This is a genomic window from Isoptericola sp. NPDC057559 (assembly GCF_042801555.1).
Lineage (GTDB): Bacteria > Actinomycetota > Actinomycetes > Actinomycetales > Cellulomonadaceae > Isoptericola.
In genome coordinates, this window is record NZ_JBHVFQ010000010.1 from 136,923 (window position 1) to 151,062 (window position 14,140).

Annotated in this window: 10 protein-coding genes; 2 read left to right on the forward strand and 8 right to left on the reverse strand. The window is 74.3% G+C overall.

The window, feature by feature from the left end; genetic code table 11:
• Nucleotides 1-129: 129 nt before the first annotated feature.
• Both ACFU5J_RS12065 and ACFU5J_RS12070 read left to right on the forward strand, forming a co-directional pair.
• The gene (locus ACFU5J_RS12065; RefSeq protein WP_430578858.1) at nt 130-930 is read left to right on the forward strand and encodes a LysM peptidoglycan-binding domain-containing protein; all 801 of its coding nucleotides are present in this window, start codon (nt 130-132) and stop codon (nt 928-930) included.
• Between the two features lie 43 nt (nt 931-973).
• On the forward strand, nt 974-1,606 hold the full coding sequence (locus tag ACFU5J_RS12070; RefSeq protein WP_430578859.1) for an Rv3235 family protein: 633 nt from the start codon (nt 974-976) through the stop codon (nt 1,604-1,606).
• A 78-nt stretch (nt 1,607-1,684) separates the two neighbouring features.
• Here ACFU5J_RS12070 and secA read toward each other — a convergent pair whose 3' ends face one another.
• The 8 genes from secA to mtrA form a co-directional block, all read right to left on the reverse strand.
• Nucleotides 1,685-4,594, reverse strand: coding sequence for a preprotein translocase subunit SecA (secA, locus tag ACFU5J_RS12075; protein ID WP_430577202.1), 2,910 nt, complete (start codon nt 4,592-4,594; stop codon nt 1,685-1,687).
• 170 nt (nt 4,595-4,764) lie between these two features.
• Complete coding sequence (locus ACFU5J_RS12080) at nt 4,765-6,369, reverse strand: cation:proton antiporter (RefSeq protein ID WP_430578860.1); 1,605 nt, start codon at nt 6,367-6,369, stop codon at nt 4,765-4,767.
• Nucleotides 6,370-6,463: 94 nt separating this feature from the next.
• A complete protein-coding gene (locus ACFU5J_RS12085; protein WP_430578861.1) occupies nt 6,464-7,699 on the reverse strand; it encodes a winged helix-turn-helix domain-containing protein in 1,236 nt (411 codons plus the stop codon).
• 231 nt (nt 7,700-7,930) lie between these two features.
• Nucleotides 7,931-8,593, reverse strand: coding sequence for a ribosome hibernation-promoting factor, HPF/YfiA family (gene hpf / locus ACFU5J_RS12090; RefSeq protein WP_430577199.1), 663 nt, complete (start codon nt 8,591-8,593; stop codon nt 7,931-7,933).
• A 192-nt stretch (nt 8,594-8,785) separates the two neighbouring features.
• Complete coding sequence (locus ACFU5J_RS12095; protein ID WP_430578862.1) at nt 8,786-9,658, reverse strand: ComF family protein; 873 nt, start codon at nt 9,656-9,658, stop codon at nt 8,786-8,788.
• A gap of 131 nt (nt 9,659-9,789) precedes the next feature.
• Nucleotides 9,790-11,514, reverse strand: coding sequence for an LpqB family beta-propeller domain-containing protein (locus ACFU5J_RS12100; RefSeq protein WP_430578863.1), 1,725 nt, complete (start codon nt 11,512-11,514; stop codon nt 9,790-9,792).
• The gene (gene mtrB, locus ACFU5J_RS12105) at nt 11,511-13,292 is read right to left on the reverse strand and encodes an MtrAB system histidine kinase MtrB (RefSeq protein WP_430578864.1); all 1,782 of its coding nucleotides are present in this window, start codon (nt 13,290-13,292) and stop codon (nt 11,511-11,513) included. The genes ACFU5J_RS12100 and mtrB overlap by 4 nt, the downstream gene beginning before the upstream one ends.
• A complete protein-coding gene (gene mtrA / locus ACFU5J_RS12110; protein WP_430577195.1) occupies nt 13,279-13,959 on the reverse strand; it encodes an MtrAB system response regulator MtrA in 681 nt (226 codons plus the stop codon). The genes mtrB and mtrA overlap by 14 nt, the downstream gene beginning before the upstream one ends.
• Nucleotides 13,960-14,140: the final 181 nt, after the last annotated feature.

Below are 14,140 nucleotides of genomic sequence, written 5' to 3' on the forward strand. Positions count from 1 at the left end.
CCACAGGATGCCCGGGTAGACAGACCGGCACCAGTCCGCTTCAATATCGAGCACCAGACACCATCAACCGCTATCAACCATTATCATCAGATGTGAACTTTGGTCGAGGCGAAGGACGAAGGAGACCTGATGTCCGGCAGCAGCGGCACCCCACGGCACCCGCGGGACGACGACGGTCTCGGCCGCCTGGTCCTCCTGACCCTCGTCGCCGGCGTGGTCGGGACGGCGCTGGTGCTGCGCACGGCGTCCCTCGTGCCGGTGACGTCGGCGGGCGCCACCGGCCTCACCGTCGACCGGTGGGTGGAGCTCGGGGTGCTCGCCGCGGGGCTCGTCGCCGCCGCGTGGCTGTTCCTGAGCGGCTCCCTCGCCCTCGTGTGCGTCGCCGCCGCACGGTTGGGCCGCCGCTGGCGCGCGGGCGAGGCCGCCGTCGAGCGACTCGCGCCGGCCGCGGTCCGGCGGCTCGTCCGCTCCGCCGTCGGCGTGGGTGTCGGAGCGGGTCTCGCCCTCGCCCCCACGGCCGCCCTCGCCGCCGACCTCCCGCCGGTCGAGCCCGCCGGGGAGGCGTCGGTCGTCCTCGACCTCGGCTGGCAGCCCACCTCCGAGGACGTCGCGCCCGCGGACGCCGCCGGTGGGGCGGACACCGCCGGGGTCACCGCCGTCCCGCCCGCGGCGGAGCGGTCGGAGACGGTCGCCGCGACTCCCGTCGCCCGCACCTCCGCGGTCCAGGACGCGACGGACGACACCGACGGCACCCGCGTGGTGCTCCGTGGCGACACGTTGTGGGACATCGCGCGGGACGCCCTGGGCGGCGCCCCGTCCGACGCGGAGGTCCTCCGCGAGGTGACGCGGTGGCACGAGGCCAACCGCGACGTCGTCGGCGACGACCCGGACCGCATCCTCCCCGGCCAGATCCTGCGCGCCCCCGCCTGACGGCCCGGACGTCCCACGACACCCGCACCCACCGGAGGGCACCATGACCGCGACGACCACCCCCACCGAGACCACCACCGCCGAGCTCCGTGCGCCCGCGCCGGAGACGCCCGGCCCCGCGACACCTGCGGACGCCGCCCCCGCCGAGGGCGCCGGCCACCGCCCGCTCCGCGTCTCCGCCCCGCCGCGGCGGGACCGCCCGGCGGGCTATCCCGAGGCGAGCACCCGCCCGGGGCCCCGGGTGCGGCGGGTGCGCGTCGGCTCCGAGGGCGTGCGGCGGCCCGGGGACGACGACGCGGACGCCCCGCGCCGACCGCTCCGCGAGGACGAGCCGGCGCCCCTGCCCGACCCCACGGCGCAGTGCTGCGCGGTGGTGCGTGCCGCCGTGGAGGTGCTGCGCGGCGAACGGCCCTCCGCGCAGCTCGCCCGCTGGGTGACGCCGCAGGTGCGCGACCAGCTCGCCGAGCGCGCCCGCATCGGGCTCGCCCACGACCCCGTGCGCCACACGGAGCAGCACCGGCCCGTCCAGGTGCGGCGGGTCCGCCTGGTCCGGCTGGGCGAGGACGTCGCCGAGGCCACCGTCGTGCTGGACGACGACGGTCGGGTGCGCGCCGCCGCCGTGCGGCTGGAGGCCCGGCGCGGGGCCTGGCGGGTGGCCGTGCTCGAGATCGGCTGACCGTCCCGGAACGACGGAGCCCCGGCCCGCTGTCGCGGGTCGGGGCTCCGTGCTCACCGGCGGTTCAGGGCGTCCGGGTCACTCCTCGTTGACGCCGTGGCACACCTTGTACTTCTTGCCCGAGCCGCACGGGCACTGGGCGTTGCGCGGCGTGCCCGGGAAGCTCCGGCCGTCGCTGGTCGCCGCGGTCGCCTCGCCGTGCAGCTCCCGGCGCGACCGACGCGTGGCGCCGCCCGTCGTCGTGGTCGAGCCGTCCTCGCTCGGCGACGAGTACGACAGCCGCTGCGGCGCCGGGGCGTCGAGCCCCTTGGCCAGGAGCACCGGCTCCGCCTCCGCCACGGGGGCGGGCTCGGGCTCCGCGGGCGCCTCGGGCTCGACCACCGGCGTCGGCTCGGCGACCGGGGCGCCGACGAGCTGGCCGGCGCCGGACTGCGCGGCGGCCGCCGCGCTGGCCGCGGAGATCACCGGTCCACCGGGGGCGCCGGGCTGCTGCACCTGCACATCGAGGTTGAACAGGAACCCGACCGACTCCTCCTTGATGGCCTCGGTCATCGCCTGGAAGAGCTGGAAGCCCTCGCGCTGGTACTCGACCAGGGGGTCGCGCTGCGCCATCGCGCGCAGGCCGATGCCCTCCTTGAGGTAGTCCATCTCGTAGAGGTGCTCGCGCCACTTGCGGTCCAGCACGGAGAGGACCACGCGGCGCTCGAGCTGGCGCATCGCGGCCTCGCCGAGGGTCTCCTCGCGCGCCGCGTACGCCACGCGGGCGTCCGAGAGCAGCTCCTCCAGGACCATCTCGTGGCTGAGGCGACCGACGCCGCCGGCCTCCTCGACCACGTCCTCGGGCGTGATCGTGACCGGGTACACCGACTTCAGGGCGGTCCACAGCGAGTCCAGGTCCCACGCCTCGGGGTTGCCCTCGGAGGTCGCGCCCTCGACGTACGCCGTGACGACGTCCGTGAGGAAGTGCTGCACCTGGTCCTCGAGGTCCTCGCCCTCGAGGACGCGCTTGCGCTCGGCGTAGATGACGGAGCGCTGCCGGGACAGCACGTCGTCGTACTTGAGCACGTTCTTGCGGATCTCGAAGTTGCGGGCCTCGACCTGCGACTGCGCGCTCTGGATGCCGCGCGTCACCATCTTCGACTCGAGCGGCATGTCATCGGGGAACCCGGCGCGGTCCATCATCGACGACGCGAGGCCGGAGTTGAACAGGCGCATCAGGTCGTCCTGCATCGACAGGTAGAACCGCGACTCGCCGGGGTCGCCCTGACGGCCGGAACGACCGCGCAGCTGGTTGTCGATGCGGCGCGACTCGTGACGCTCGGTGCCGAGCACGTACAGGCCGCCGAGCTCGGTGACCTCCTCGTGCTCCGTGGCCACCGCGCCCTTGGCCTTCTCGAGGACGTCGGGCCAGGCGGCCTCGTACTCCTCCGGGTCCTCCGCAGCGTCGAGCCCCCGCTCGGCCATCTCGGAGACCGCGAGGAACTCGGCGTTGCCGCCGAGCATGATGTCGGTGCCGCGGCCGGCCATGTTGGTCGCCACGGTGACGGCGCCCTTGCGGCCCGCCTGCGCGACGACGGACGCCTCGCGCTCGTGCTCCTTCGCGTTCAGCACGCTGTGCGGCACGCCGGCCCGCTTGAGCAGGCCCGAGAGCAGCTCCGACTTCTCGACGCTCGTGGTGCCGACCAGCACCGGCTGGCCCTTCGCGTGGCGCTCCACGATGTCGTCGACGACGGCGTTGAACTTGCCGTCCTCGTTCTTGTAGACCAGGTCGGCCTGGTCCATGCGGACCATCGGCCGGTTGGTGGGGATCGGCACCACGCCGAGCTTGTACGTGCCCTGGAACTCGGCGGCCTCGGTCTCGGCCGTACCGGTCATGCCGGCGAGCTTGTCGTAGAGGCGGAAGTAGTTCTGCAGCGTGATCGTGGCGAGGGTCTGGTTCTCCGCCTTGATCTCCACGCCCTCCTTCGCCTCGATGGCCTGGTGCATGCCCTCGTTGTAGCGGCGGCCCGCGAGGATACGGCCGGTGTGCTCGTCGACGATCATGACCTCGCCGTTGAGGACGACGTAGTCCTTGTCGCGCTTGAACAGCTCCTTCGCCTTGATGGCGTTGTTGAGGAAGCCGATGAGCGGCGTGTTGAGCGACTCGTACAGGTTGTCGATGCCGAGGTAGTCCTCGATCTTCTCGATGCCCGGCTCGAGGACGCCGACCGTCTTCTTCTTCTCGTCGACCTCGTAGTCCGTGTCGAGGGAGAGGCGGCGCACGACCTTGGCGAACTCGGTGTACCAGCGGTTGGCGTCGCCGGACGCCGGCCCCGAGATGATGAGCGGGGTGCGGGCCTCGTCGATGAGGATCGAGTCCACCTCGTCGACGATGGCGAAGTGGTGGCCGCGCTGGACCAGGTCGTCGGGCGACCACGCCATGTTGTCGCGCAGGTAGTCGAAGCCGAACTCGTTGTTCGTGCCGTACGTGATGTCGGCCGCGTACTGCTTGCGGCGCTCCTCCGGCGACTGGCCCGAGACGATGACGCCGGTCGTCATGCCGAGGAAGCGGAACACGCGGCCCATGAGGTCGCCCTGGTACTTCGCGAGGAAGTCGTTGGTCGTGACGACGTGCACGCCCTTGCCCTCGAGCGCGTTCAGGTAGGCGGCCGTCGTCGCGACGAGCGTCTTGCCCTCACCGGTCTTCATCTCGGCGATGTTGCCGAGGTGGAGCGCCGCGCCGCCCATGAGCTGCACGTCGAAGTGCCGCTGCCCCAGGGTGCGGCGCGCGGCCTCGCGGACGGCGGCGAACGCCTCGGGGAGCAGCTCGTCGAGGCCGGCGCCGTGCTCGAGCCGCTCCTTGAACCGGTCGGTCTCCTCGTGCAGCTCGGTGTCGCTCAGCTCCTCGAAGCTGGGCTCGAGCCGGTTGACCTGCTCGGCCAGACTGTTGAGCTTCTTGAGAATCCGGCCCTCGCCAATTCGGAGGACCTTCTCGAGGATCGCAGGCACGCAGTACTCCAGGGTCGGTGGCGCCCCGGGGATGTCCGGGACCGTGCGGCGCGACGGACGGCCGACGGGGCGGCGGGAGCTCGCCCGTCCGCGCCGTCGCCTGGGTCACACCGAAGCCATCCTAGGCCGATCACCTGAAAGTCAGGTGCGGGTTCGCGACGGACGAACGGTCAGGACGCCGCGTCGCCGCGGCCGCCGCCCGCGGCGAGCTCGCTCGCCGCCCGGTCCGCCAGCTCGGCGCCCGCCGCGCCGTACAGGTGGAAGACGGCGTCGGCGCCGTGCCGGCGCAGCTCCGCGGCGTCCTCGTCGTACCGCGCGATCGCCGCCACCCGGCCGCCGAAGCCCGCGGCCCGCAGCCGCGCGAGCGCGATGAGGTTCGCCTTGTGGAACGGCATCGCGAGGACGGCGAGGCGCACGCGACCGGCCCGCTTGACCCGCGCCCAGAACTCGGTGTCGGTGGCGTCGGCCGGCACGACGGCGATGCCCTCGTCGCGCAGCGCGGCCACCCGGGTCCGGTCGTGCTCGACGCCCATCACCGACAGGCCGTGCACGTCCCGCAGCCGCCGGTACGTGGCCGAGCCGACGCGTCCGAGGCCCAGGACGAGGGCGTCCACCTGGCCGATGTCGACCGGCCGGTCGTCGGGGTGCAGCTTGTCCACGTCCCGGCGCGGCAGGAGGGCGGTGAGCCGCGTGGCGAGCTCCACGCCCCGCCGGTTGACGACGGCGGAGACGACGAAGCTGGCCGCGACCGCCAGGGACACGATGACGGTCCACTCCTCGTCGAGCAGGCCGGCGGTGCCGCCGAAGGCCACGACGATGATCCCGAACTCGGAGAAGTTGCCGAGCGCGAGCCCCGCGAGGAAAGAGGTGCGGCGGCGCAGCCGCATCAGCCACAGCAGGAGGGCGTAGACCGCCACCTGCAGCGGCAGCATGAGCAGCAGGAGGAGCGCGATGGCGACATCGACCGGGGCCGGCATGCCGTGCAGCCCGATCTGGAGGAAGAACGCGACCAGCGCGAGGTCCTTCACCGTCAGCAGCGAGCGCGACAGCTCGGTGGACTGCGGGTGCCCCGCCAGCAGCGCCCCCATGACCAGCGCGCCCAGGTCGCCGGACAGGCCGGCGATCTCGAAGAGCCAGAAGCCGGGCACGAGTGCGACGAACGCGCCGAACAGCGCCTGCAGCTCACCGTGCCCGGCACGGTCCCAGATGCGGCGCAGCAGCCAGGCGCCGGGGACGAGGGCCACGAGCGCGAACGCCCAGGGGCTCGGCGGCTCGCCGGTGGACACCGCGAGGAAGACCACCGCGACGACGTCCTGCACCACGAGCACGCCGACGGCGATGCGGCCGTAGAGCGCCGTCGCGTCGGAGCGGTCCTCCAGCACCTTGACCACGAAGACCGTCGAGGAGAACGACAGGGCGAGGCCCACGAGGGCCAGCGAGCCGAACGACTCGTCGGCGAGCAGGGTGATGCCCACCACCGCGAGCAGGCCGAGGAACCCGACCGCCACGGCGACGCTCAGCACCAGATGGACGAGGGTGGTGAGCCAGATCTCGGGCCGCAGCAGCGAGCGGACGTCGAGCTTGAGCCCGATGGCGAAGAGCAGCAGCGCGACGCCGAGCTCCGCGACCGTCTCCAGGCCGGGCAGCTCGGGCGCCCCGGTGGCCCCGAGCGCGAACCCTGCGGCGAGGAACCCGACGAGGGGCGGCAGGCGCAGGAAGGTCGCCGCCAGCCCGCCCACGAGCGCGGCGGCGAGGTACAGCACGGCCGTGGCCATCAGCGCTCCTGACCTGCTCCCGATCCGGGTCCGACGGCGGCACGCCCGACGTCGTGACGCGCCGATCCTACGAGCGCCGCCGCCGCGGCGCGGGTCACGCCGCGCGCACGACGTCCGCGAGCGCCGGGGCGAGGGCCCCGGCGGGCGACACCCCGGTGGACTCCAGGCCGAGCCATCCCGCGAGCACGTCCAGCTCGGCGCCCAGCGCGCCGGCGGTACCGGGCCCGGCGTGCACGGTGGGGTGCGCCGCCTGCACGCGGAGCACCCCGGCCTGCCGGTCGGCCTTGAGGTCGACGAACGCGGTGATCGCGTCGCCCTCCAGGAACGGGAGCACGTAGTACCCGAGCACCCGCTGCGGCGCGGGGACGTAGATCTCGATCCGGTAGAAGACGTCGAACAGCGCCTCGAGCCGGCGCCGCTCCCACACGAGCGGGTCGAACGGGCTGAGCAGCGTCCTGGCCTCGGCGCGGCGCGGCAGCCGCGCGTCGCGGTGCCGGAACGTGCGCTCGCCCCAGCCCCGCACCTCGACGGGCTGCAGCACGCCCTCCTCGAGGAGCTCCGCGTGCGCGCGGCGCACCGCGGGTCCCTTGAGACGGAAGTAGTCGGCGAAGCAGCGGAGGGTGCCCACGCCGTGCGCCCGCGCGCCGAGCTCGAGGAGGCGGCGCACCGCCTCGTCGTCGGGCACGGGGCCGGCGGCGCGCACCGCGGTGGGCAGCACCCGCTCGGGCAGGTCGTAGCACCGCTCGAAGGCGGTGTTGCGCCGCGCCGACATCACCTCGCCCGTGAAGAACAGGAACTCGAGGCAACGCTTGGCCATCGTCCAGTTCCAGCCCCACTCCTCGCGCGAGCGCGGGCCGGAGTGCCCGTGCGCGACGAGCTCGTCGTGGATCTCGCGCGCGGTGACCGGCCCCCGCTCGGCGACCATCCCCCGCACGAGCTCGAGCTCGGCGGCGTGCGCCAGCGGCGTGCCGGAGATCGTGCCCCACGCCTCCCCGAGGTAGTCCCGGCGCCGCCAGTCGAGCAGCGGGTACGTCTCCGCCGGCACGTACGACGCGACGTGCGCCCACGTCTCGACCATCCTGCGCGGCGCCCGGCCCGCCGCCCGGTCCAGCAGCCCCACGTCGTAGGGCCCCAGCCGCGAGTACAGCGGCATCAGGTGCGCCCGCGCCAGCACGTTGACGGAGTCGATCTGCAGCAGGTTGAGCCGCTCGACGGTCGCCATCGCCCGCCGCATCGTCACGCCGCCGTCCGCGACGTCAGGCCTCGGCCGGTGCAGCCCCTGGGCCCCGAGGGCGACACGGCGGGCCTGCGCGAGCGAGAGGGAGTCCACCCGCCCATCCTGCCGAACCCCACCGACAGCACCAGCCAGCCCTCGCCCGCCTCCCCCAGAGCCGGGCCGGGGTCACCCCGCCTCCGGGGCGAGCGGGCACGAAAGAGCCGGTCGAGGCCTGCGGCGCGGGACGTATCCCTCCCGAAGTGGAGGGCGCCCTGGCGCCCGTGAACGCGTCCCCGCGCCGCAGGCCTCGACCGGCTCGAACCGCACCACGCAGGTGCGGTCAGATCACGTCAGCTCGGTCACCGGCTCCACGCCACCGACCGTCGAGTCGAGCTCGATGACGCCGTAGGTCCAGCCCCGGCGCCGGTACACGGCGGACGGGCGGGCCGTCTCCTTGTCGATGAAGAGGAAGAAGTCGTGCCCCACCATCTCCATCTGGTACACCGCGTCGTCCACGGTCATGGGCTCCGCGTGGTGCAGCTTCCGGCGGATGACGACCGGGGAGTCGCCGAGCTGCTGCTCGACGGCGTCGCCGGGCTCGGCCAGCGCGACGGGCGCGGGCGTCGGGGCGACGGGCTCGGCCGCGGCCACCTGGTCGAAGGTGCGGACGTCCACGGCAGGGAGGACGTCGTTGGCGCGGCGGCGGTGGTCCTTGCGGCGGTCGCGCGAGCGGCGCAACCTCTCCGTGAGCTTGTCCAACGCGATGTCGAGGGCGCCGAACCGGTCGTCCGCCGCGGCTTCCGCGCGGATCACGGGCCCCTTGTCGCGCACGGTCAGCTCGACCCGCTCGCGGACCTCGGAGAGCCGCGGGTTGTTCTCCCGGGTCACCTCCACGTCCACCCGACGGGCAGCCGGTGCGAGCTGGGTCACCTTGCTCAGCTTGTCCTCCACGTGACGGCGGAACCTGTCCGCCACCTCCGTGTGCCTGCCGACGACGACGATCTCCATCGTGTTGCTCCACTTCGTCGTGAGGCCACCCTCGCGAGCGGCCCCGAGTTCCGGTCTGGGCACCCTGTGGGGCGCCGTGTTCGGCACCACCTCCCGGGTCGCCGGACGCTTGGTCCGGACCGCTCGTGGGTCGCACGGAAGGACGTCCCGGACCATGGTCTCGGGGCTGTCCGCCCGCGTGGGACCCCCAGGCTAACCCCTCCCGAGCGCGAGGTATACCGGGGGCGGCGGGAGATCCGTCACGGGTCTCGTGACGGTCCCGGGCGGGGGTGTCGCGGCCACGACGAGGGCACCGACGACGTCGGCACCGACCCCCTCGAGGGCCCGCTCGGCGGCCGCGAGGGTGGACCCGGTGGTGAGCACGTCGTCGACGAGGAGCACCGCCGCGGGGCCGCCGTCGGGGCTCTCGACGACGCCCCGCCGCACGGCGACGGAGCCGGTGAGGTTGCGGGCACGGGCGCGGGCCCCGAGCCCCACCTGGTCGCGCCCGCGGCCGCGGCGGACCAACGCGGGGACGACGTCAGCGGGGACCCCGGCGTCGCGCAGACCGGCCGCGACGGCACGGGTCAGGGCCCGCACGTGGTCGCGTCCGCGGGACCGTCGGGAGGCGCCGGTGGAGGGCGCACCGACGACGAGGAGCCGGCGTCCGCGGCACGCCGCGCGGACGGCCGGGGCGGCGTCCCGGGCAGCGGCGCGCACGCGGGGCGCGACGAGCCGGTCGAGGTCGACGCGGCCGCGGTCCTTCCAGGCGACCACGAGCTCGCGCACCGGGCCTGTGTAGGCCGCGAGCGCCCACACCGGCAGCGGCGGCACGCCGTCGAGCCGGTCCAGCCGGGGCGCGGCCCCCTCGACCCGGGACGCCGGCCCGTCGAGCAGCGCGGCGCACCCGGCGCACCACAGGACGTCGAGCGCGCCGCAGCCCGGGCACGCCACGGGGACGACCAGCCGACCCAGCTCGCGCAGCCAGCCGGCCGGCCAGGAGCGCGACGCGGGCGGCGCGGGCGGGCGGGCGGCCGGTGGCGTCTCGGCAGGTCGGACGGCGGGCGCGGCGGGCGGTGGGCGCATACCGACCAGGCTCGCCGGCACCGCGTCCCGGACGGCGGCCCCGCGGCCGTGCCGTGGACGGCACCGACCTGGGGGCAGCGTCCGTCCGGTGCGCGGCGGCGGAGCGTCCCGGGCGCGTGCGCGCGGACGCGTCAGCCGGGGTAGGCGACCAGGTCGACGTCGTCGGCGACCATCGACCACAGCGCGGAGCTCTGCCGCGAGTAGAGGGTGCCGCCGTCGTCGATGGCGAGCATCGCGCCCGTGCCGACCGAGCCGGTCACCCAGCTCGGGTCGGTGACCCCGGCCAGCGCCCGCGACAGCCCGCCCTGCCCCGCGAGGCCGCCCACGCCGGCCAGGAACACCGCGCCGTCGCCGTCGGACTCCTTGCCCAGCAGGGCGAGGGTCGCCTCGTCCTGCCAGGTCGCCTGCGACACCTGCCGCACGGACGCGCCGACCTGCACGGGCGCGGAGAGCCCGGTCGGGACGTTCTCGGCGTCGCGGACCACGCCCGCCACGTGCACGAGCCGCCCGCTGGGCCCCGAGCTGACGATCGCCACCCGCGCGCCCTCCGGCGAGACCCGCACGGACCGCACGTTGCGCGACGAGAGCCAGTCGACGTCCAGCGTCCGCACCTGCCCCGACGCGAGCGCGACCCGGAGCTTCGACCCCTGCGCGGTCCACACCGCGCCGAACCGATCGATCGACGGCGGCACCAGGTCCTTCCCGGTCATGAGCACGGAGGGCGCGTCGTCGCCGGAGACGCGGACGATCCCCTGCGACCGGTCGCGCACCACGACCGGGTCGTCGCCCGGCCCGACCGCGAGGGCCGTCGGGTCGAGGCCGGCGAGCGAGACCGGCTGCTTCGGCTCGGTCAGCTCGCGCCCGACGACCCGCTGGAGCCGCCCGTCCGTCACGGCGAGCGCGTCACCGGTCGTCCGCGGCACGGACAGCGCGCTGGTGCCGGTCGTGGTGAGCGGCGTGTTGCCCTCGGACAGGACGACGGTGCGACCCTCCCCCTCCGCCAGCGTCGCCTGCAGCTGCGCGACCGCGAGGGCGCGGTCCTCGGCGCTGGCCTGCGTGATCGTGGAGGTCAGGCTGACGTCGATGGAGCCGTCGTCCGTGACCGTGACGGCGTCGATGGCGAGGGAGGTGCCCTCCGGGATGACGGTCGTCGTGGAGTCCTGGAGCCACTCGGGCGGGCCCGCGAGGATCTCGCTGGTGGCGTCGGTGCGCCACGTCTGACGCGGGAACCAGCGCACGTCCGGCACCCACCAGGTCAGGTCCGGCGTCGGGAAGTAGAGCGTCGTGGTGTGGAAGGCCTGGCTGAAGAACGCCGACGGGAGCATGAGGCCGTCGTCGAGCTGGGAGATGCGCCACTCGCCGCCCGGCTTGCGCGTGAGCCCGAAGGCCACGTCGAACGTGTAGGGCGTGGCCTCCTCCGTGTACATCCCGCGCTCGTCGAGCGTCGCGACCACCCGGACCGAGGCGGTGACCGTGGTCTCCGTCGCGTCCTCGGGCACGTCGACGGGGTCGAGCTGCGGGTCCTCCGCCAGCACGAGCACCCGGGAGTAGCGGTCCCAGCCCTCCCACGCCGGCGCCGTGAGGTATTCCTGCGCGACGGAGTAGGAGGTGTTCGACGTCGGACCGAGCTGGGCGACGCTGAGGAACCCCGACACGATCTGGTCGGGGTTGGCGCCCGCCGTCGGGCCCGCGGGGATGTAGCCGATCTCGCTGAGGTTCTCGAGCTGCGTGTCGCCGTCGCGGACCGGGCCGTTGGTGGGGATGCGTGCGCACGCGACCGTCACGACGAGCACGAGGACGGCCGAGACCAGGGCGGCGGCCGCGCGGGAGCGCCGGCGGGCAGGGTCTGCGGTCATCGGTCCTCCTCGTGGTCCGGCCTCAGCTGCGGGACGGGCTGGTGGACGATGTCCACCCCGTCGAAGTCGACGACGCCGAGCTCGGGGATCGCCGTCGGCGTGGGGCCGGTCGGCGGGTTCACCACCGGCAGCTGCCCCGTGGGCGGCGCCGACACGCCCTTCGACGGGCCCTCCAGCGGCAGGGGCGAGCGCTCGAGGCGGATGCCCGCCCGGCGCGGCAGCGTGAGGCGGAAGCTCGCCCCCTCGCCGGGCCGTCCCCAGGCCTCGAGCCAGCCCGCGTGCAGGCGCGCGTCCTCGAGCGAGATCGCGAGCCCCAGGCCGGTACCCCCCGTCGTGCGGGCCCGCGCCGGGTCGGCGCGCCAGAAGCGGTGGAAGACCCGCTCGATCTCGTCGGGCGACAGCCCCACGCCGTGGTCGCGCACCACGACCGCGACGGCGGCCTGGTCCACCCCCACCGTGACCTCGACGGGCTTGCCCTCGGCATGCTCGACGGCGTTCACGACGAGGTTGCGCACGACGCGCTCCACGCGCCGGGGGTCGACGTCGGCCGTCGCGGGCTCGTCCGGCAGCGTCACGGACAGGAAGACGTCCTTGGTCTCCGCGAGCGGCATCGACGCCTCCGCGACCGAGGCGACGATGTCGCGCACGTCGCGCTGCTCGACGTCGAGCACGGCGGCGCCGGCGTCGAACCGGCTGATCTCCAGCAGGTCGGTCAGCAGCACCTCGAAGCGGTCCAGCTGCGCGTACAGGAGCTCGGCCGAGCGCCGCGCGGCCGGGTCCAGGTCCTCGCGCGAGGCGTGGATGACCTCGCCCGCCATCCGGATCGTCGTCAGCGGCGTGCGCAGCTCGTGGGAGACGTCCGAGACGAAGCGGCGCTGCGCGGCGGACAGCTCCTCCATCCGCGCGATCTGGTCCTCCAGGTTCGCGGCCATCTCGTTGAACGTGCGGGTCAGCGTCGCCATCTCGTCCTGCCCCTTGGCGTCGGGCAGGCGCTCGTCGAGGTGACCGTCGGCCAGGCGCGACGCGACGGTGGCCGCACGCCGCACCGGGGCGACCGTCTGCCGCGTCACGACCCACGTGAGCACACCGAGCAGCGCGAGGATCGCCAGCGCCCCGATCCCCAGCGTGCGCTGCACGAACGACAGCGTCTGCTGCTCGGACTGCAGCGAGTAGATGGCGTACAGCTCGTAGGTCCCGATCGACGGCACCTCGACGGTGGACCCGACGACGACGCCGGGCTCGGGCGCCTCGGAGTTCGTGAACTCCGAGGGGATCTGCACGGACTGCAGCACCTGGCCGTCGCTGGCGAGCGTCGCCGCGCGCAGGTTCTCGCTGATGATCGACTTCAGCCCGGTCTGCGTCCCGGTGTCGGCGAGCCGCTGCGGCTGGTCCGGCGGGTTGAGGAAGAGGAAGTCCTGCGCGCTCGAGGCGCCCGCGTCGAGCGTCTTGACCATCTGCGCGAGCAGGAGCTGCAGGTCGGACGTGGAGGTCGCGGGCGAGTTCGAGAACGAGGTGCGGACCTGCTCGGTCATGGACGCGTTCTCGCGCTCGATGCGGTCGACGCGCTGCTCGAACAGGCCGTCGCGGATGGAGACGGACAGGTACAGGCCCAGCAGGGCGACGGCGACCACGCCCAGCGCGAGGCCCGACGTCACCACCCGCAGCTGGAGCGAGGACCGCCACCGACGGACGACGTACCGCGTCCGCGAGACGGTCCAGGCGCGCCACCGGCGCCACGTCCGGCGGACGCGGCGCGCGGCGGACTCAGCGCGGGGCACCGGCCTTGTAGCCCACGCCCCGCACGGTCAGCACGACCGTCGGGTTCTCGGGGTCGCGCTCGACCTTGGAGCGCAGCCGCTGCACGTGCACGTTGACCAGGCGCGTGTCGGCGCTGTGCCGGTAGCCCCAGACCTTCTCGAGCAGCACCTCGCGCGTGAAGACCTGCCAGGGCTTGCGGGCGAGGGCCACGAGCAGGTCGAACTCGAGCGGGGTGAGGCTGACGCGCTCGCCGTCGCGCACCACGTTGTGGCCGGTGACGTCGATCTCGACGTCGCCCACGCGCAGGCGCTCGGGGCCCGGCTCGTCGGTGCGGCGCAGGCGCGCCCGGATGCGCGCGACGAGCTCCTTCGGCTTGAAGGGCTTCGTCACGTAGTCGTCGGCACCGGACTCCAGGCCGAGCACGATGTCGACCGTGTCCGTCTTGGCGGTGAGCATGATGATCGGCACGCCGGACTCGGCGCGGATCTCGCGGGCGACCTCGATGCCGTCCTTGCCGGGGAGCATCAGGTCGAGCAGGACGAGGTCGGGCTGCTCGTCGCGGAAGGCGACGAGCGCGCCGTCGCCGTCGGCGCAGAACGTCGGCTCGAACCCTTCGGAACGCAGGACGATGCCGATCATCTCGGACAGCGCAGTGTCGTCGTCGACCACCAGGACACGGGACTTCATGGGCCCATTCTGCCAGGTCCGGCGGGACGTCCTGTGGAGCGCCGCGTGAGCGACGCCGTCCCGCGTACTAGGGTCGGGGGGGGCGGCCGGCCCCCCCGGGCCCCCCCCCCCCGGGCCGGGGCGCCCCGCCCCCCCCCCCCCCCCCCCCCCCCCCCCCCCCCCGCCCCCACGCCCCCCCCCC

Coding starts and splice junctions, on each gene's coding strand:
- ACFU5J_RS12065 (WP_430578858.1), top strand. CDS start 130: ATGTCCGGCAGCAGCGGCACCCCACGGCACCCGCGGGACGACGACGGT.
- ACFU5J_RS12070 (WP_430578859.1), top strand. CDS start 974: ATGACCGCGACGACCACCCCCACCGAGACCACCACCGCCGAGCTCCGT.
- ACFU5J_RS12080 (WP_430578860.1), bottom strand. CDS start 6,369: ATGGCCACGGCCGTGCTGTACCTCGCCGCCGCGCTCGTGGGCGGGCTG.
- hpf (WP_430577199.1), bottom strand. CDS start 8,593: ATGGAGATCGTCGTCGTCGGCAGGCACACGGAGGTGGCGGACAGGTTC.
- ACFU5J_RS12095 (WP_430578862.1), bottom strand. CDS start 9,658: ATGCGCCCACCGCCCGCCGCGCCCGCCGTCCGACCTGCCGAGACGCCA.
- ACFU5J_RS12100 (WP_430578863.1), bottom strand. CDS start 11,514: ATGACCGCAGACCCTGCCCGCCGGCGCTCCCGCGCGGCCGCCGCCCTG.
- mtrA (WP_430577195.1), bottom strand. CDS start 13,959: ATGAAGTCCCGTGTCCTGGTGGTCGACGACGACACTGCGCTGTCCGAG.